The organism is Sphaerisporangium rubeum, assembly GCF_014207705.1.
Taxonomy (GTDB): domain Bacteria; phylum Actinomycetota; class Actinomycetes; order Streptosporangiales; family Streptosporangiaceae; genus Sphaerisporangium; species Sphaerisporangium rubeum.
Genome location: NZ_JACHIU010000001.1, coordinates 5,784,542 through 5,803,137 on the forward strand (window position 1 = coordinate 5,784,542; position 18,596 = coordinate 5,803,137).

Below are 18,596 nucleotides of genomic sequence, written 5' to 3' on the forward strand. Positions count from 1 at the left end.
TGCTCTGTCCGTCCACCCCACCGCCGAAGGCGGGGCGAAACGAGGAGCCGTGAGCCCCGAGCAACTCATAGCCGCCCGCACGGGCCGCCAGACGGTCTACCTGCCGTCCAACCGGCTCGGGCTGTTCCTCGCTCTGCGCCACTGGTGCACACCGGGCCAGCGGCTGCTGATGTCTCCCATCTCGGCGGACGAGATCCTCTTCCTGGTGCTCGCCGCGGGCCTCATCCCCGTGATCGCGCCGGTGTCGGTCCTGGACGGCAACATCGAGCTGGCGCGCGCGCTGCTCAGCGGCGTCGACGCCGTGCTCACCACCAACCTGTACGGCCTGCCTGACGACGTGCGCGGCATGGCGGGGCTGATCGTCGTCGAGGACGTCGCGCACGCCGCCGAGACCTCTGTCGCCGGACAGCCGCTCGGCACGTTCGGCGTGGCGGGGGTGTTCAGCCTGTCCAAGCACGCGGGGGCCGGCTCCGGCGGCGTGCTCGCCGTCGAGGACGCCGCCACCGCGCGACGGCTGACCGCCGAGCGCGACCTGCTGCTGCGGCCCGGTGTGCTGCGCAAGGAGCTGGCCGGGGTGGCGACGTCGATGGCGCGGCGCGCGGCGCTGCGGCTGGACATGGCACGTCCCGCCATGGGTCTCGCACGGTTGCTGCGGCTCACCGAGCCCCGTGAGGGTCACCGCATCGCGCTGCGTCCCGAGGAGCTGCGCGCGGCGCTCGACCGCGCGCCTGACCTGCCGGCCATGGACCCCTGGGTGCGTGCCGACCTGCACGACTACCGCGACCGGCGGCGCCACCTGGCCCGCTGGTACCAGGCCCGCTGCCTGGCGCGTCTCCCCGCCGACCGGCCGCGGCGCCTGGCCGGCGTCGCGAGGCTCGCCGAGCTGCCGACCGTGGCCCCCGCCGTGCTCGACCACGCCGACCAGCCGTTGTTCCGCGTGCCGCTGCTCGTCGCCGACCGCGACGCGGCGCTCGGCACGCTCGCCAGGCGCGGCATCCCGACCGGCTACCTGTACGACCCGCCGTACGACGACTACGCCGCGCAGTTCGTCGTCCCCTCGTCCGACCCGCGGCCGGCGCGCTGGTGGGCCGACCATGTGCTGCCGGTCGACCCCATGTACGCCGACCGCGCGCTGCCGGTCCTCGCGACCCTGGCCCCCGCGCCGCCGCCGCCGGCCACGCCGACCGTCCCGCGTTCCCGGCGCGGCACCGAGGCCGCCTGACCCTCTCAGAGAAGGCTCGCGAGCACGGCGCAGCCCTTGCGCACGTCGGGGAGCGACGCCGAGCCGTACCCGATGACCAGGCCCGGCACGCGCGTGCGGCCGTAGTGGTGGCGGGTCGTGGTGTCGAGCAGCATGCCGCGCTCGGCGGCGGCGGCCACCACGGGTTCGACGCGGTCCGGTGGCAGAGGGACGAAGACGTGCAGTCCCGCGGAGTCGCCGCGCACGCGGCCGCCGAGCGCGGCCACGACGGCGGCGCGGCGGCGCGCGTACTCAAGGCGCATACGGCGCAGGTGGCGGTCCAGGTCGCCGCGTTCGAGCAGCACCGAGACGGCGGCCTGCACGGGTCCTGAGGTGCGGTCGTTGAGGCGGCAGCGGACGCGCGCGATCTCGTGCAGCAGCGCCGGGGTGGTGACGAGCCAGCCGACCCCGACGTCGGGGGCCAGCGACTTCGACAGCGTGCCGAGCAGCACGACCCGCTCGGGGTCGAGCCCGTAGAGCGCCGGCAGGGGGGCCACGTCGTAGCGGAACTCGGCGTCGTAGTCGTCCTCCACGACGGTGGCGCCGGTGCGGCGGGCCCAGGCGAGCAGGCCTTCGCGGCGCGCGATCGGCAGGCGGCCCCCGAGGGGGTACTGGTGCGCGGGGGTCGTGTACAGCATCCGCAGCCTGCCGGGGATACCGGAGAGAAGCACCCCCTGCTCGTCCACGGGACAGGGGACGACGCGGCCGCCGCGCGCGGCGAAGACCTCACGTGCGGCGCGGTACCCCGGGTCCTCGACGCCGGCGGCGTCGCCGGGCCGCAGCAGTGCCGTGGCGATTAGGTCGAGCCCGTGCGCCGTGCCGCGGGTCACCATGACGTTCTCCGGGCCGGCCGGCACGCCTCTGGCTCTGCGCAGGTGCTCGGCGAGAAGTTCACGCAGCCGCGGCAGGCCGTAGGGGTTGGCGAGGTCGGACGGCGGTCGTTCCCCGGCCGCGCGCCAGGCGCGCCGCCACGCCGCCGCGTCGTAGTGGCGCACCCATGGCCGTCCCGGCCGCAGGTCGATCGTCCCCGGCGGGACCGGCACCTCGTCCGCGGCCTCGCCGAGGCCGGTCATCCGCACGGCCGGCGGCACGCGGACCGGTCCGGCGGCAGGCACGGCGACCGGCACAGATGTCGGCCCAGATGTCGGCACAGGGCTCGTCCCGGTGGCCGGTGCGGCGGTGGGGACGCGGCCGGGGATGTCGGTGACGTACGTGCCGGAGCCGTGCCGGCCCTCCAGCCAGCCCTCGGCGTAGAGCTGCTGGAAGGCCTCGGTGACGACGGTGCGGCTGACGCCGAGCAGCCGGGCCAGGGAGCGGCTGGACGGCAGGCGCTCGCCGGGCCGCAGCGCGCCGTCGCGTACCCCGGCGCGCAACTGGTCGCCGAGTTGCACGGCCAGCGGCACGGCGGACCCGCGGTCGAGATCCAGCGGCAGGTCGACGTGGCCCGGCAAAGTGGTCTCCTGGAAGTGGTCGGAAGTGGACGTACACCTGGCGTCCACTTCGTCCCTACGGTAGCGGCATGCTCTCCACGACTCCTCGCACCACGTTGGGCCGGTCCAAGGACCGGGGCCGCACCGATCGCGCCGAGTTGCACGCCGTGCTGGACGCCGGCCTGATCTGCCACCTCGGCCTGGTGGTCGACGGGTACCCGATGGTGATCCCCACGGGGTACGGCCGCATCGAGGACACCCTGTACGTCCACGGCTCCACCGGCGCGTCGTCGCTGCGCGCCGCCACGCAGGTGTGCGTGACCGTGACGCATCTCGACGGCATCGTGCTGGCCAGGTCGGCGTTCCACCATTCGGTCAACTACCGCTCCGCGATGATCTACGGCACCGCGCGCCTGGTCGAGGACCCCGAGGAGCGGCTGGCCGGCCTGCGCGCGGTGACCGAGCAGCTCGCACCGGGCCAGTGGGACGTGGTGCGCGAGCCGGACCGCAAGGAGCTCGCCAAGACGGCCGTGGTGGCGATCTCGCTGGCGGAGGCGTCGGTGAAGGTCCGCACGGGTCCGCCGAACGACGACGAGGAGGACTACGCGCTGCCGGTGTGGGCCGGTGTCCTGCCGCTGCGCGTGGAGTGGGGCACTCCGGTCCCCGACCCGCGGCTGCGTGCCGGGATCCCCGTGCCTCCTCACATCGAGAATCGGTGACGGCTGACTGCGGTCACGACAAAATGGCGAATATCTCGTTAAACGCCACAAGGCAGGGAGGTGCGTCGTTATGCTTCGGTCTCGCCATGGGTGGGGGCCCGGCCACATAAGGAGACCGAATGGACACCCACATGGGGGAATGGCGAGTCCCCGGCTACACCGAGATACGCGAGCTGGGGACGGGAGGTTCCGGCCGCGTCGTGCTGGCGCGCCACGACCAGGACGACACACCGGTCGCCATCAAATACCTCTCGGACGAGCTCCGTGCCGACCCCGGCTTCGTCGTGCGCTTCCGGCACGAGGCCCGCCTGCTCGAACTCGTCGACAACCCCAACTGCGTGCGTTTCTACGAGTACGTGGAGAGCGCCGGCGGCGCCGCCATCGTCATGGAACTGGTGGACGGCGTCTCGCTGCGCGCCATGCTGCGCTCGGAAGGGCCGACCGGCCCCGAGGCGGCGCTGACGCTGCTCAAGGGGTCGCTGCTCGGCCTCGCCGCCGCGCACGCCGGCGGTGTGGTGCACCGGGACTTCAAGCCCGAGAACATCATGATCGAGTCCAGCGGCCACAGCAAACTGCTGGACTTCGGCATCGCCGTGCGGCAGGGGGACGGCGTGAGCGGCGCCGGCACCCCGCCGTACATGGCGCCTGAGCAGTGGGCCGGCGCACCGGCGGGGCCGAGCACCGACGTGTACGCGGCCACCATCACGTTCTTCGAGTGCCTCACCGGCACCCGGCCGTTCCAGTCGCGCAACATCGCGGCGCTCGCGCGCCAGCACCAGTCGATGCCGCCGCCGGTGGAGCAGGTTCCGGCGCCGCTGCGCGGCCTGGTCGAGCGCGGCCTCGCCAAGCACCCGGCCAACCGGCCGTCCACCGCTGAGGCGTTCCTCGTGGAGCTGGAGGCCGTGGCCGCCGAGGCGTACGGGCCCGACTGGGAGGAGCGCGGACGGCGCCGCCTCGCGGGGCTCGCCGCGCTGCTCGCGCTGCTGTTCCCGCTCGGCGGCGAGTCCCCCGACGCGAGCACGTCGCTGGCCGAGACCGACCTCGGCGTAGGCGGCGCCGCGCGCAAGCTCGGCGTGAAGATCGTCGCGGGGGTGGCGGGGATCGCCGTGGTCGCGGCCGTCTCGGCCGTGCTGGTCGGCGCGCTCGGCAGCCCGGAGCTCCAGGCCCAGGAGTCACCGGTGACCCCGAAGCCGGCCATCGCCAGCACGCCGCTGGGAAGCCCGTCGGAGGAACCGGCCATCGACGAGTCCCCCATCGAGGAGCCGACGGAAGAGCCGACCGAGGAGCCGACCACCCCGGTCCCCGCGTCGTCGGCCGCCGCGCCGCCGACCGGAGCGGCCCCCACGCAGGCGGCCCCGCCGAAGCCGACACCGAGCAAGAGGCCGACCAGGAGCCCGGTGGCGTCCCGCACGGCCGTCCCGTCGCCGAAGAAGTCCGACGACCCGAAGCAGGACTCCGACCCGGACATCAACAACGACCTGCCGTCCGGCAAGCCGAAGCCCAAGCCGAGCACCCCGGCGCCGCCTCCGCCGCCGACCACGCAGGCCCCTTCGCCGACCCGTACGCGCACGCCTCCCGCGTCGCCTTCGCCGGAGGAGACCCCGAAGGAGACGCCGCGCGGTTCGACCGGCAGCTCACCCGAGCAGAGTTCCTCCCCGCCGCCGAGAGACGGCTCCGAGGGCCCCGCGGACGGAGGGGACGGCGGTGGCAAGACCCCCACTCCGGGCCCGTCCGGTCCCGGCGGTGACGTCGGCCTGCTCGCCGCCGGCCTGGTGACGACCGGCGTCGTTCCCGCCACACTTGTGCTCAGGAAGCGCATGGCTGGACGGCACCGGAGGCGTTAGATGCCTGGCGAAGACACCGGCGGGACGAGAGGCGCCGGCGTCCCCGCCGGCCCGGGTCCCGGTCACACCGGTCACACCGGTCACACAGAGATCCCCGGCGCGGCCTCGATCGCCGGGTACCGTCTCACCGGCCGCCACCGCGCCGGGGACGCCGGCGTGTGGTTCGACGCCGTGGCGCCGGACGGCGTGCGTTCCGGCGCGCTGCGGCTCGACCCGGCGGGGACGGCCCTGCCGGGAGCGCGTGAGCGGGTCGTGGCGGCCGTCGGCGCCGACCGGCGGCTCGCGCAGAGCGGGCTCGGCGGGCTGATGCCGATCGACGACCTGGTCGCCGCCAGGGACGAGATCTGGCTGCTCACCGCGCGGCCCGGCACGCCGTCCCTCGAGGAGCTGATGAACGGCCGGCGGGACGCACCCGGCCCCGACGCCGGCAGCGCGGCGACCGTGCTGGTGGAGACGGCGCAGACCCTGATCGCGGTGCACGCGGCGGGGTTGTCGCACGGCGCGCTGCGGCCCGGCACCGTGGTGATCGGCGAGGACGGCGCGACGCTGCTGGCCGAGCGGGGCCTGGCCGAGGCGCTGCGCGGCGAGCAGGCCGACCCGCGGCGCGACGTCGCGGCCTGGTCGGTGCTGGCCCGGACGCTCGCGGGGTCGTGGGCCGCCGGGGACGCCGGCGCGGCGCGGCTGTTCGAGCGCGCGGCGGCCACCGCGTCCTCGCACGGCCTCGGAGGCGCGCGTGACGTGCTGCTTGAGGGCCGTGACCTGCTGCCGGCCGGGTTCACGACCCGGGAACGGCTGGTCCGCACCATCCAGCAGTGGTCGGCCGGCGACGTGCCGACCCATGACCCCTCCCCCGCGCGGGGCTTCGCCGCCGACCCCGGAGAGGTCGTCACGCTGCTCCACCCGCCGTCGGGGTCCTCCGGCACGTACGGCACGCACGGCGTGCGGCCCGCCGCGAGCACGGTTCCCGCCGGAGGCGAGGGCCAGGGGCTGCGCTTCGGTCCCGGTGTCCCGGTCGACACCGCGGCCGCGCAGATCTGGCGGTCCGGCCGCGACCAGGCGACCGTCCACAGTGTGGACCGCAAGCGGCGCAAGAAGCGCCGCGGCGGTGTGCTCGGCTCCGGGCTGATCTTCCTGCTCATCCTGGCCGCCGCCGTCTACCTGTGGTTCCAGCGCGGCGACCCCCTGGCGGTCACCGCGGTCGACGTGCGCGCGCCGAAGGCCAAAGGCTGCGACGTCACGGTGAACGTCATCGGTGTGATCACGACCAACGGTTCCTCCGGCGAGGTCACCTACGAGTGGCTGCCGAGCGGCCGCAAGCCGGTGCGGCACACCGACACCGTGGAGTCCGGCAAGACCACGCACGAGGTGAAGCTGGAGTGGGAGATCGGCGGCGAAGGCACCAAACGCCTCACCGCGCGCCTGCGTGTGCTGTCCCCCGTCTCCGATCAGGGACCGCTTGAGGACAAGGCGAGCTTCACCTACAAGTGCTGACGCAAGTCCTCGAAGGTCCCGGTGGCGCGGTGGCGCGCCGATGGCCGGGACCCGGTGTTCAGGGAAAATTACACCGGCCCTGAGGTGACCTGAGTGCGAACCGGGTCCGCCGATGTCCGGGATGGGCCGCCGAAGGGCCTCCTGTCCGCGAACCCACAGGTTTCTCTCGGTTGACGAATGCGCGAAAGAAACGGGATGTCACTATTCTGGCGGACATGACGCAGACCCCCGCCGGCTGGTACCCCGACCCGTACGGAACCCCCCAACTGCGTTGGTGGGACGGCACGCAGTGGACCGACGCCACGCATCCCGTCGAGGGGACGCAGGGCCAGGGTCCGGTGTCGACGGGACAGTGGGCCCAGCCCGGCACCGGGCCGCAGGCGTCGCCGCAGGGACGTTCGGACACCGGGCCGCAGCAGGCGCCGCAGGACTCGCCGGGTACCGGGCCGCAGCAGTCCGTCTCGCCGGGCACCGGCCCGCAGAACACCGGCCCGCAGCCGAGCTTCCAGCCGAACCCCGGCGCTTCGTCGTATCCGCTGCCTGGTGGCGGCCAGACCGGGCCGTCCGGTCAGCCGGGCCCGTCCGGCCAGTCCCCCGCGACCGGGCCCTACGGCGGCCCCGGCCAGTTCGGACAGCCCGGCCAGGGGACCGCTCCGTACGGCGGACCGGGTCAGGGGACGGCACAGTACGGCGGGCCGGGGCCGTACGGTCAGCAGCGCACCGAGCAGTACGGCGCGGCGGGCCTGCCGTCGTACGCCGGTCAGCAGAACCAGCAGCCGTGGGGTGGCGGTGGCACCACGCAGTTGCCGTCGCCGCACTTCGGCGCACCGCCGCCGCCGAAGAAGCGCAGCCCGCTGCCGTGGGTGCTCGGCGGCGGCGCCGTCGTGATCTTGCTGGTGGTGGCGCTCGTCATCGGCCTGAGCCTGGTCAACAACGGCACCCCGACGGCGGGAACGGGAGCGACGCCGGAGCCGAGCGACATCGAGACGCTCGAACCGCTGGACCCGCAGGTCACCCCGCCGCTTGAGCAGGACCCCTCCCCCGCGCCGAGCGCGTCGGACTCGCTGCCGGCCGAGCTGGCCAAGCCGGACGGCGACAAGATCAAGGACCCGCGCTCGGGCCTGGAGTTCTACTACCCCGGCGGCAGTTTCACGGTGCCGAGCTGGGCCGACGTCAACGGCAACGGGCCGGCCGACCCGCGTTTCCCCCGCTGGACCGGCGGCTACCAGGCACCCTCGCAGGAGAACTACGACGGCCAGGGCAACGACTGGCTCGGCACGGTGCTGTCGGGCCGGCTGCCGGACGCGTTCGAGTACTCCGGTCCTGCGGACCTGCGCAAGACCACCGGTGAGCTGCTGCTCGCGTACGAGCCGGTGTTCTACAGCCCGCCGCACAAGCGCAAGGGGCTCAAGGACGAGGCGATCGACGTCAGCGGCAAGAAGGGGTGGGTCCTGCGGTTCCGCATGGACTTCACCGAGGAGGCCAAGAAGGCCGGGTGGAAGTGGAAGACGGAGGAAGGCGCGTTCGTCGTGGTGGACCAGGGTCCTGGACAGCGACCTTCCATGCTTTACGTCTCCGTTCCCGACAATCTGGACACTTCACTGATCGATCGCGTACTGGACTCTCTCAAGGCGTCGTGAGCGGGCACTACGCTGAGCATCATGAGTGACCTGTTGGTCTGGATCGACTGTGAGATGACCGGGCTCGATCTCGGCCGGGACGCGCTCGTCGAAATTGCGTGCGTCGTCACGGACGGCGATCTGAACCAACTGGACGAGGGCATCGATGTGATCATCAAGCCTCCCCGGGAGGCCGTGGAGCAGATGTCGGAGGTCGTGCGCCAGATGCACACCACCTCCGGCCTGCTCACGGCCCTCGCCGAGGGGGTCACGCTGGCCGAGGCCGAGTCGATGGTCCTCGACTACATCAAGCGGCACGTCGCCGAGCCCAAGAAGGCGCCGCTGTGCGGCAACTCCATCTCCACCGACCGCGCGTTCATCGCGCGGGACATGCCGGCGGTGGACGCCTACCTGCACTACCGCATGGTGGACGTCTCGTCGGTCAAGGAGCTGGTGCGGCGCTGGTACCCGAGGGTGTACTTCGCCTCCCCCGCCAAGCAGGGGGGCCACCGCGCGCTGGCCGACATCACCGAGAGCGTGCGCGAGATGCGGTACTACCGGGCCGCCGTCTTCGTACCGCAGCCCGGCCCCGACTCGGCCACGGCGCGCGAGGTGGCGGAGGCCATAACCGGATCTTGACCGGTGGCGGCGTCAGAACCCCCCAAAGCCCGCTACACTCTTCTTTGTGCCGCGGTGAACAACCCGGACGCGGTGGGTGTAGCTCAGTTGGCAGAGCGCCAGGTTGTGGTCCTGGATGTCGTGGGTTCAAGTCCCATCACTCACCCCACGTGAGAGGGCCGGTCCGATCGGACCGGCCCTCTCCCTTTTCCTTGATGTTTCGGAAAAACGTCCTTTCTGCGGCGGCATGCCCCCCAAAGCCGGGATCAGCGGGCTATGCTCGCTCCGATACCGCTACGCCGCAGGCGCGGGGGGCTCGGCGATCTGACAATGATTCGTGCCACGGAGGCCGGATGAGTGTCGATGACGCCACGTACAAGGAGCACGCGCACGCAGAGTTGAGCAAACGCGAAGCGGAGGTGATGGAGCTCATCGCGACGGGTCACTCCAACGGTGAGATCGCGCAGAGGCTGTTCCTGAGTGAGAAGACCGTGAAGAACCACGTCAACCGCATCTACTCGAAACTGGGTGCCGACTGCCGCATGACCGCGATCGGTCTGTGGCGAGGGGACACCCCTGGCGGGCCGCACGCCTGACCGGCGGCCGGCGTCGTGGGGACGGCGCCGGTGATCCGCGGCGACGGTGACCGTTCTGGACGGGTACGGTCACCGGGCTGTTCTAGGCGGGTACGGTCACCGGGCTGGCCAGCGCGGACAACGTCCGCGCCATCGCCGCGAGCCCGTGGTCGATCTCCTCGGCGGTGACCGAGAGCGCGGGCCGGAACCGCACGCTCCGCTCGCCGCACGGCAGCACCAGCACACCTTCGTCGTCACGCAGCGCGGCGATGAACCGTTCCCGGCCGGACGGCACGTCGAACGCGCACATCAGGCCGCGGCCCCGCGGATGACGTACCTGACCGGGGAAGTCCTCCCCGAGCCGCCGCAAGCCGGCCAGCAGGCGCTCACCGAGCTCCGCGGCCCGCGCGATCAGCCCGTCCCGCTCGATGATCTCCAGCATGCGGCGCGAGCGCACCATGTCGGCCAGGCCCCCACCCCAGGTGGAGTTGATCCGGCCGCTGACCCGGAACACGTTGTCCGGCACGTCGTCCACCCTGCGTCCGGCCATGATCCCGCCGACCTGCACCTTCTTGCCGAACGCCACGATGTCCGGCGCCAGGCCGAGCTGCTGGTAGGCCCAGGCCGTGCCGGTGAGCCCCACGCCGGTCTGCACCTCGTCCAGCACGAACAGCGCGTCGTGGTCGTGGCAGAGCCTCTGCATCGCCTGCAGGAACTCCGGCCGCATGTGGTTGTCGCCGCCTTCCCCCTGGATGGGTTCGGCGATGAAGCAGGCGATGTCGTGGAGGTGGCGCTCGAACGCCGCGCGTGCCTGGCCGAGCGCGCGGGCCTCGGCGGCCTCGACGTCGCCGAGGTGAACGGCGGGGACGTCGACGCGGGGCCAGCCGAAGACGGGGAAGCGGTCGGTCTTCACCGGGTCGGTGTTGGTGAGGGACAGCGTGTAGCCGCTGCGGCCGTGGAACGCTCGGGTGAGGTGCAGCACCTTGGTGCCGAGGTCGCGTGACCGGCCCCGTGCCTCGTTGTGGCGGCTCTTCCAGTCGAAGGCGCACTTGAGCGCGTTCTCTACGGCCAACGCGCCGCCTTCGACGAAGAACAGGTGCGGCAGTTCGGGATCGCCGAGCACGCGGGAGAACGTGTCGGCGAAGTCGGCCAGGTGCTCGGTGTAGAGGTCGGAGTTGGCCGGTTTGTTGGCCGCGACCCGGCCGAGCAGCTCGACGAACGCGGGATCGTCGTCGAACGGGTTCACCCCGAGGGGGGCCGAGGCGAAGAACGTGTAGAAATCCAGGTAGGTCCGGTTTGTGCGTGCGTCCACCAGCCAGGACCCGTGGCTGCGCTCCAGGTCGGGTTCGAGGTGGTAGCCGTCGACGAGCAGGTGGCGGGACAGACGGTCGATCGCACTCATGTCGCCTCCCAGGGGGATCGGACGCTACACCGGCAACCTTCCCGTACAGGCATTTTCTATATACATATCTTCCGGCTTTTCTCCATTTTCGACGATGATTTTGTGTAATTGACTCAGACGGCGTGCGGCGCCGTCCCCGCGGTGCCCTTGTGGCGCACGTCGCGGATCCGGTACGCGAGCACCAGCAGCGCCGCGCCGTACACAATGGCGAAGATGCCGATCAGCCAGGTCAGCGCCAGTGCGCCGGACCCCGGCCACAGGAACATCAGGATGCCGAACAGCACGGCGAGGCCGCCGTACGCGAGGTACATCCACTCGGTCTCGCCGTTGCCGCGCCGCCGGAGCGCCGCCGCGATCTCCACGGCGCCGACCAGCACGGCGAAGGCCGCGATCAGCATGAGCAGCGCGAACGTCGTGATGCCGGGCCACAGCCAGGCGACCGCCCCGGCCACGATGCTGAGCGCGCCTGAGGCGAGGGCCCAGGGACGGGACTCGGCGGGGTCGCCGCCGCGCATGGCGCTGACCAGGGTCACCACGCCGCTGATCACGGCGAACGCTCCGAACAGGACCACGAGGGTCAGCAGGGTCATCAGCGGCCAGACGATGGCGAGCACGCCGAACAGAACGGCGGCGACACCGCGCACCGCGTAGCTCCACCAGTGCCGGGTGGTCTCCTCCGCGATGAGACGCATGGCCTCCTCCTTTCCGGGCCTACAGGAAGGCCTGCAAAACCCGCCACTCTCTCGATTTCGGTTCTATCTCCTCGGCACTCGACGGCGGCCCATGGCAGGGTCAAATGCTGCTCACCTTCGCGAAGCAGGACATCGGTCGGACGCACCTGGCAGGATGCGAGGACAGCCAGGCGACATCCAGGAGGATCGAAGCGATGCCGGTGTCACTTCGCGAAGCGGCCGAGGACATGCGCGACGAGCTGGCACGGCTCCGCCATGCTCTGCACCGCGAACCCGAGCTCGGCCTGGACCTCCCGAGGACCCAGGAGAAGGTCCTCGCGTCCCTCGACGGCCTGCCGCTCGAGATCACCACCGGCAAGGCCCTCAGCTCCGTCACCGCGGTCCTGCGCGGCGGCCGTCCCGGCCCCGTGGTGCTGCTGCGCGGCGACATGGACGCGCTGCCGCTCACCGAGCGCGCCGGCGGCCCCGTGACGTCGGAGATCCCCGGCGTCATGCACGCCTGCGGCCACGACCTGCACACCACGATGCTCGCCGGCGCCGCGCACCTGCTGTCGGCCCGCCGCGACACCCTGGCAGGCGACGTCGTCTTCATGTTCCAGCCCGGCGAGGAGGGCTCAGGCGGCGCCAAGCTCATGATCGACGAAGGGGTGCTCGACGCCGCGGGCCGCCGTCCCGTCGCCGCCTACGCGCTCCACGTGATCAGCTCGGTCCTCCCCCAGGGGGTCTTCGTCAGCCGCGGCGGCCCCATCATGGCCGCCGCCGACCGGCTGCTGGTCACCGTGCGCGGCTCAGGCGGCCACGGCTCCACCCCGCACCACGCCAACGACCCCATCCCCGCCGCGTGCGAGATGGTGCTCGCGCTGCAGACCATGGTCACCCGCGGCTTCGACGTCTTCGACCCGGTCGTGGTGACCGTCGGCAGCTTCCACGCCGGCACCGCCGACAACATCATCCCCGAGGAGGCCTGCTTCGAGGCGACCTTCCGCTCCTTCTCGGCCGCCGCGCACGAACGCCTCCTGTCCCGCTCGGTCACCCTCCTCAACGGCATCGCCGCGGCGCACGGCCTGGAGGTGGAGGCCGTGTTCGACGCCGGCTACCCCGTCACCGTCAACAACCACACCGAGGCCGCCTTCGCCGCGCGGACCGTCGGCGAGGTCTTCGGCGACGGCCGCTACATCGAGTCCCCCCAGCCCTTCACCGGCGCCGAGGACTTCAGCTTCGTCTGCGACGAGATCCCCTCGGCCTTCATCGCGCTCGGCGCCTGCCCCGACGACCGCGACCCCGCGACGGCCGCCTACAACCACTCCCCCGAGGCCGTCTTCTCCGACGCCGCTCTCCCCACCGGCGCCGCCCTGTACGCCGAACTCGCCACCCGCCGCCTCACCCACACCCCCTGACCTGCGCCTGTCCACCGGCCTCCGGCCCGAAACCCCATACGGTCCCTGTCGCGACGACGACTCTTGAGCCCGTTTCCCCCCGCGAGTACGTTGCGTGTGTTTCTTTCCGCCGGGTGCGTGGCAGGAAGGGGAGACGCGTGGTCGCGGCAGAGATATCCACGCTACGGGACGGATTCGTGGCCGAGGTGACACCGCACGGCAGGCCGCCGCACGACGACGCGGTGGTCACACGTGTCCAGGAGGCGCTGCGCACGCACGCCGTGATCGTCATCCGGGGACAGCAGGGGCTGTCGGCTCTGGAGCAGGCGGCGTTCACCCGGCTGCTCGGGCCGCTGGAGCCGGCCTCGGACATGCGCAACCACCATCCCGACAGCACCGACGTCATGGTCGTGGACAACTCCGGCACCACCCCGGTGGTGGGGAACCAGTGCTGGCACTCCGACCGGTCGTTCCTGCCGGAACCGACCCGCTACACCGTCCTGTCGGGACAGGTGATCCCGGCGTCGGGAAGCGAGACGCTGTTCGCCGACATGGCCGGGGCCTACCGCGGCGCGCCGGAGGCGTGGCGGCGGACGCTGCGCGGAGCGACGGGTGTGCATTCCTACGACAAGCTGGCCCACATGCGTGCGGCGATCCACAACGCTCCTGTGCAGCCGGACTACGCGCGCCTGTTCCCACCGGTCCGTCATCCGCTGGTCCGGCTGCATCCGGAGTCCGGCACCGCGGCCTTCTACCTCAGCGAGCTGTGCCTGGCGCGGATCGAACCCGGGGCCGGTGATTCGGTGGACGTCTCGGTCGAGGAGCTGCACGCGCACGCCACCCGGCCGGAGTCGGTCTACCGGCATGCCTGGAGCGCGGGAGACCTGGTGATCTGGGACAACTGCCGGGTGATGCACCGGGCCGGGACGCTGACGCCGGGGCCGGCGCGGATCCTGTACCGGACCACCACCGCCGGCGGGGCCCCGGAGGCGTACGTCCCGGCCTGACCGGGACCTCGGGCCCGCGCGCCTTCCGCGGCCGGCGCGAAATCGAATACGGACCGCGATCTTTATGGCCGTCACCGTCCCGGCACCGGTGGCGGTGCCACTTCGCCGACCATAAAAGCGGATAAATTTGCCTGTTGCTTCATCTTTTGAGTTTGCTATGGTTTTCGCAGCTTCTAGGTAAAGGAGCTGGTTCCCGTGATGCCGATCGAACCCATGACCTGCGCACGGCACGCAAATCCCTACATCCCATTTGGTCGATTTGTCACATATGCCACTATTGGCGGATCAGGCACGTGGCACATCTCGATTAAAGCGCCGGCATGACGGCCCCGCCGGCACGGAGCACGCGACGCGGGGGACTTCGCCGGCTGCTGCCGGGGATGCGCGGGCTGCGACTCACCGCTCTCGCGATCATCCTGGTCGTCGCCACGGTCGTCGTCACGGTGACGGTGCAGTGGCGAGGCGCGCCGTCCCGAGAGGAGCTTCTCGACCAGGCCCGGCTGACCGGTAAGAAACAGCTCACGATCGGCGTGAAGAACGATCATCCGGGAATAGCGCTTTTCATCCCGTCGACCGGCGAATATGTCGGCTTCGACATCGAAATCGCCTACATGATCGCCGCCGACCTGGGTTTCCACCGCGACCAGGTGGAGTTCGTGCCCATCGAGACCGAGGATCGTGCTCGCCGGCAGGCACGCCGGCCGGACGGCACCTTCGTCACCGTCGATCTGGTCATCGCCACCTACAGCATCACCCCCGAGCGCGAGAAACAGCCCGGTGTCAGCTTCTCCGCCCCCTACCTCGCCACCGAGCAGACCATCATGACGCGCGAGGGCCAGTACGCCGACGCCGAGTCCGTGGCCGACTTCAAGGGCCAGGTCGTGTGCACCACGGCCACGTCGACCAACGAGAGCGTGGCCGCGAAGGCGGGTGTCCTGCTGACGAGCCGCAACAGCGCCAAGAAGTGCGTGGACGGGCTGCGCGACGGCGCGTTCGAGGCGGTGGCCTCGGACGCGGCCATCCTGGCGGGTTTCGTGCGCCAGGAACCCGATCTCTTCGACCTCCACGACATCGGCCTGTCCGACGACGAGCTGTACGGCGTCAACACCGGCGACAACCCCGCGCTCACCGCACTCGTGAACCTGTCGCTGTACGAGTCGCTGCACGACCCGAACGACCAGACGTGGGAGAAGGCGTTCGCGAAGTACATGGCACCGGCGCAGCGAACGGCCGGGGTCCAGCAGATCGCCATCGCCGAGCAGCCCTGCGTCCCCAAGGTGGAGATCCGTGAGTGGCCGTGGGAGAAGCGCGCGCTGACGCCGACCGACCACTGTCCCCTGTGACCCGCATGTCGTGCGCCTGGAGGTGAGAGGTGGCGGAACGCCGGGAAGGCGGCGGTGGACAATGGCTGCTGGCCGCGCTCCCCGGCTTTCCGCTGGCCCTGCTCATCCTCCGGTTGTGGTACCTCAGCCGGCAGGACCTGCCGACGATGCTGGTGCTGGTGCAGTCCGTCAGCCCGCTCGGGCTGATCAGCACACTGATCATCACGTTGATCTGGGGCATCCCCGTGATGGTCCTCGTGGGCCGCGCGCTCGGCGGCCTGGTGCGGGTCAGCGTGGACGACCCCGCCGACTCGTGGGTCGTCCGGGTCAGCACGCGGATCCCGTACTGGACGGTGGTCCTCGCCGCGGTGACGGCCGCACTGGCCTGGCAGCTCCGTTTCCTGCCGGCCCTCGCCATGCTCGTCCTCGCGATCGCGGGTTTCGAGGTCCGGGCCCGGCACGGCGACCGTCCCGCGCTGGTCCGGCTCGTCTGCCTGACCGTGCCGTTGACCGTCGCGGTGGCGGCGCTGATCTGGTTCGCCCCCGCCGTCGTGGACGCCTTCACCCAAGGCGAGCCGCTGCTGGGCCTGACGATCCTGCTGCCGCTGCTCCTGGCCCCCTTGCTGAACGGCCCCATCCCCGCGAGGACGGCACGGCCGGTCGCGCACGTGACCGCCGCCGCCGGAGCGCTGCTCGCGCCACTGCTGATCAGCGTGAGCTTCCTCGACGCGCCGGTCCTGCCGACCGTCGCGCTGGAGCTGAAGGACCCGGGGGACGGCCCCGCGGTGCTGATCGGCCAGGTGGTCTCGGTCGACGACACGATGACCACGCTCATCGACAGCCAAGGAGACGTACGGTTCGTCCCCAACGCACGGTTGCTGAGCAAAACCCTGTGTCCGGGGTCCCGGCAACCCCCCTACAGCGCCATCGAGGTGCGCGGATGGCACGTCGAACGCACCCCGTTGAGCTGGATGGCCCCCAGCAAGCCGTACACGCCGATGGACTCCCGCTGCCTCGGCAGAAGCTCCGGCGACCCCTCCTGACCGTGGTCAGAGCGCGCGCAGGAACCGCAGGGCCGTGGCGGTGGCGACGTCCGGGGTGCCGTGCTCGACGAAGACCGCGAAGGCGAGGCCGCGCCGGTGGCCGACGAACCAGGCGTGGTCGGTGCCTGAGGTGGCCGGAGCGGTGCCTGCGGCGCCGGAGACGCCGGTGGGGAGGTCCGTGGACGGGGTGAGGAGGGTGCGGAGCTGGACGGCGACGGGTTCGGGGAGAGGCTTGGGTTCGGGGCCGCCGATGCCTTCGAGGCGGTTGACGGCGCGTTCGGACATCAGGCGCGGGGGACGCCACGTGCCGCTCTGCGCGGCGGCGGCGAGCAGCGCCATGCACAGGGGGGTCGCGGTGGGGTCGCCGGAGTCGCGGGCCGTGCCGCAGCGGCCTCCCATGCCGGACTTGAAGCGCGCGCCGAAGCCCAAGGTGTCCCTGAGCACGGCCGGTTCGGCGATCTTCGCGAACGACGGCCCCGGCGCGTAGGCGGCCGAGAAGGCCCCCGGTGCGCGCAGCCGGTCGGCGACCGCCAGCACCTCGCCGGTGGCGGGCCGGACGGCCACGATCGCCGCGGGACCGGCCACGCCGTCCAGGGCCCGACCGGCCGCGGCCTCGGTCCACCAGTCCAAGGTGGTGCGCAGCCGCCGTTCCATAGGAGGACGGAACACCACAAGGCGCCGTGCTTTGCCGGTCAGCGGCACCGCCTCGACGGCCCAGCCGGTCGGCGGGGTCTCGTCCAGCTCGTCGATCTCCCCCACCAGGTGCTCGACGTACGCCTCGGCGCCGCTGTCGCGCGGCATCTCCCGGCCCTGCCGGGTCAGCAGCTCGGTCCCCGGCACGGGGATCTCGGTGAGCCGCAGCCGTTCGCTCGGCGCGACCCCCGGGGTCAGGGTGGCGGGGGTCCAGATGACCTTCCATTCACCGGCCCGCACCGCCAGGTGCAGCACTCCGCTGAAGGGCCACCGGCCGAGTTCCCCGATCTGCCGCACCCCGCTGAAGGCCAGTTCCGCCGACCGTTCACCCTGCCGTTTCAGGGTCTCGGGGGTCAGCTTCGTCGAGATGATCTGGAGCTCGTCGCTCAGGTCGCGGTGCCGTTCGGTGAAGTCACCCGGCGGTGTGGCCACCCGGTCGCGCATGCCTTCCAGGTCGCCGGCGGCCCACGCGGTGAGGTAGGCCTTCCCCACGGCCTCCGGTGTGCCGCGCACCCGCTGGGAGTCGATGTACAGGCCGACCACGGCGGCCGAGACGATGACAAGCGTCACCACGACCAGGACGAGCACTCCGCGGCGCCGCATACCGTACTCCCAAAGATGCCGGGGATGGCACAAACGGATATACCAGATACAAAAGGAGATGGTGTGGCCAAACGTAAGGTCGAGGCGAACCCCGTGTCCGGCCGCTACCCGGTGAGCCACGGCGAGGTGGAGCTGCTGCGGGACCTCGACCGGCCGGGAGGCTGGCTCCTCACCATGTCCGGGGTCCCGCAGTCGTACGTCGATCTGGACGACCCGACGTACCTCGACTTCGAGTACGTGCGTCTCATGGCCGACGTCATCGACGCGGTGCCGGACGGCCCCCTGGACGTCGTGCACGTCGGCGGCGGCGCCTGCACGCTGCCTCGCTACGTCGCGGCGACCCGTCCGGGTTCCCGGCACATCGTGATCGAGCCGGACGCGGCGCTGGTGCAGCTCGTACGCGACCAGCTCAGGCTGTCGTCGGTCCCCCGGCTCAAGGTCCGCGTCGCCGACGGCCGATCCGGCGCGACGGGGCTGCGCGACACGTCCGCCGACCTGATCGTGCTCGACGCGTTCAACGGCGCCAGCATCCCGATCGAGCTGGTCACCGCCGAGTACATGGCGGACCTCGCGCGGGTGCTCAAGCCGTCCGGCACCCTGCTGATCAACATCGCGGACGGCAAGGGCCTGGCCTTCGCGCGCCGGGTCGCCGCCACGGTACGCGGCACGTTCCGCCATGTGGCGCTGCTCGCCGAGCCCGGTGTGCTGCGTGGCCGCCGCTTCGGCAACCTGATCGCGGTGGCGTCCCCCGCGCCGCTGCCGGTGGAGGTGCTGTCCCGCAAGGCCGCCGGCGGCCTCACGCAGGCCCGGTACGTCGGTGAGAACGACCTGGTGAACTTCATCGCCGGCGCGCCGGTGATCCGTGACGGCGGCCCGGTGATCGTCCCGGTGCCTCCGCCGGAGCTGTTCACCTGACCTGAGA

Annotated in this window: 16 protein-coding genes and 1 tRNA gene; 13 read left to right on the forward strand and 4 right to left on the reverse strand. The window is 71.7% G+C overall.

The features are described 5' to 3' along the window. Window positions 1–49: 49 nt before the first annotated feature. On the forward strand, window positions 50–1,222 hold the full coding sequence (locus tag BJ992_RS24545) for a DegT/DnrJ/EryC1/StrS family aminotransferase (protein WP_221474963.1): 1,173 nt from the start codon (window positions 50–52) through the stop codon (window positions 1,220–1,222). A gap of 5 nt (window positions 1,223–1,227) precedes the next feature. Here BJ992_RS24545 and pdxR read toward each other — a convergent pair whose 3' ends face one another. Then, complete coding sequence (pdxR, locus tag BJ992_RS24550) at window positions 1,228–2,691, reverse strand: MocR-like pyridoxine biosynthesis transcription factor PdxR (RefSeq protein WP_184988902.1); 1,464 nt, start codon at window positions 2,689–2,691, stop codon at window positions 1,228–1,230. Window positions 2,692–2,759: 68 nt separating this feature from the next. On the opposite strand from pdxR, the gene BJ992_RS24555 reads away from it, so the two are divergent. The 7 genes from BJ992_RS24555 to BJ992_RS24585 all read left to right on the forward strand — a co-directional run bounded on the left by BJ992_RS24555 (window position 2,760) and on the right by BJ992_RS24585 (window position 9,557). Next, complete coding sequence (locus BJ992_RS24555; RefSeq protein ID WP_184984866.1) at window positions 2,760–3,389, forward strand: pyridoxamine 5'-phosphate oxidase family protein; 630 nt, start codon at window positions 2,760–2,762, stop codon at window positions 3,387–3,389. Between the two features lie 119 nt (window positions 3,390–3,508). Beyond that, on the forward strand, window positions 3,509–5,233 hold the full coding sequence (locus BJ992_RS24560) for a serine/threonine-protein kinase (RefSeq protein ID WP_221474964.1): 1,725 nt from the start codon (window positions 3,509–3,511) through the stop codon (window positions 5,231–5,233). Next, window positions 5,234–6,724, forward strand: a complete 1,491-nt coding sequence (locus tag BJ992_RS24565; protein ID WP_184984868.1) for a protein kinase family protein — start codon at window positions 5,234–5,236, stop codon at window positions 6,722–6,724. It begins immediately after the preceding gene. A 215-nt stretch (window positions 6,725–6,939) separates the two neighbouring features. Further along, a complete protein-coding gene (locus BJ992_RS33970) occupies window positions 6,940–8,364 on the forward strand; it encodes a DUF2510 domain-containing protein (RefSeq protein ID WP_184984870.1) in 1,425 nt (474 codons plus the stop codon). Window positions 8,365–8,385: 21 nt separating this feature from the next. Then, complete coding sequence (gene orn / locus BJ992_RS24575; protein WP_184984873.1) at window positions 8,386–8,982, forward strand: oligoribonuclease; 597 nt, start codon at window positions 8,386–8,388, stop codon at window positions 8,980–8,982. 72 nt (window positions 8,983–9,054) lie between these two features. Beyond that, window positions 9,055–9,130 (forward strand) — tRNA-His (locus BJ992_RS24580). A gap of 184 nt (window positions 9,131–9,314) precedes the next feature. Continuing rightward, the gene (locus BJ992_RS24585) at window positions 9,315–9,557 is read left to right on the forward strand and encodes a helix-turn-helix domain-containing protein (RefSeq protein ID WP_184984875.1); all 243 of its coding nucleotides are present in this window, start codon (window positions 9,315–9,317) and stop codon (window positions 9,555–9,557) included. An 82-nt stretch (window positions 9,558–9,639) separates the two neighbouring features. On the opposite strand, the gene lat is transcribed toward BJ992_RS24585, so the two are convergent. Continuing rightward, entirely contained in the window at window positions 9,640–10,938 is a 1,299-nt protein-coding gene (lat, locus tag BJ992_RS24590) for an L-lysine 6-transaminase (protein ID WP_184984877.1), read from the reverse strand. Window positions 10,939–11,051: 113 nt separating this feature from the next. Further along, complete coding sequence (locus BJ992_RS24595) at window positions 11,052–11,630, reverse strand: HdeD family acid-resistance protein (RefSeq protein ID WP_184984879.1); 579 nt, start codon at window positions 11,628–11,630, stop codon at window positions 11,052–11,054. A gap of 194 nt (window positions 11,631–11,824) precedes the next feature. On the opposite strand from BJ992_RS24595, the gene BJ992_RS24600 reads away from it, so the two are divergent. From BJ992_RS24600 to BJ992_RS24615, 4 genes are all read left to right on the forward strand, one after another. Beyond that, the gene (locus BJ992_RS24600; RefSeq protein ID WP_184984881.1) at window positions 11,825–13,027 is read left to right on the forward strand and encodes a M20 metallopeptidase family protein; all 1,203 of its coding nucleotides are present in this window, start codon (window positions 11,825–11,827) and stop codon (window positions 13,025–13,027) included. Between the two features lie 137 nt (window positions 13,028–13,164). After that, window positions 13,165–14,013 (forward strand): TauD/TfdA family dioxygenase, encoded by an 849-nt coding sequence (locus BJ992_RS24605; RefSeq protein WP_184984883.1) that lies wholly within the window; start codon window positions 13,165–13,167, stop codon window positions 14,011–14,013. Between the two features lie 320 nt (window positions 14,014–14,333). Continuing rightward, window positions 14,334–15,356: a transporter substrate-binding domain-containing protein gene (locus BJ992_RS24610; protein ID WP_184984885.1), complete on the forward strand. Its 1,023-nt coding sequence runs from the start codon at window positions 14,334–14,336 to the stop codon at window positions 15,354–15,356. A gap of 29 nt (window positions 15,357–15,385) precedes the next feature. Further along, window positions 15,386–16,378, forward strand: coding sequence for a hypothetical protein (locus BJ992_RS24615; RefSeq protein ID WP_184984887.1), 993 nt, complete (start codon window positions 15,386–15,388; stop codon window positions 16,376–16,378). A 6-nt stretch (window positions 16,379–16,384) separates the two neighbouring features. Here the strand turns inward: BJ992_RS24615 and BJ992_RS24620 are convergent, their stop codons facing one another. Then, complete coding sequence (locus BJ992_RS24620) at window positions 16,385–17,674, reverse strand: NTF2-like N-terminal transpeptidase domain-containing protein (RefSeq protein ID WP_184984889.1); 1,290 nt, start codon at window positions 17,672–17,674, stop codon at window positions 16,385–16,387. A 63-nt stretch (window positions 17,675–17,737) separates the two neighbouring features. Between BJ992_RS24620 and BJ992_RS24625 the strand changes: the two genes are divergently transcribed. Next, complete coding sequence (locus BJ992_RS24625) at window positions 17,738–18,589, forward strand: spermidine synthase (RefSeq protein WP_343072837.1); 852 nt, start codon at window positions 17,738–17,740, stop codon at window positions 18,587–18,589. The last annotated feature ends 7 nt before the right edge of the window (window positions 18,590–18,596 follow it).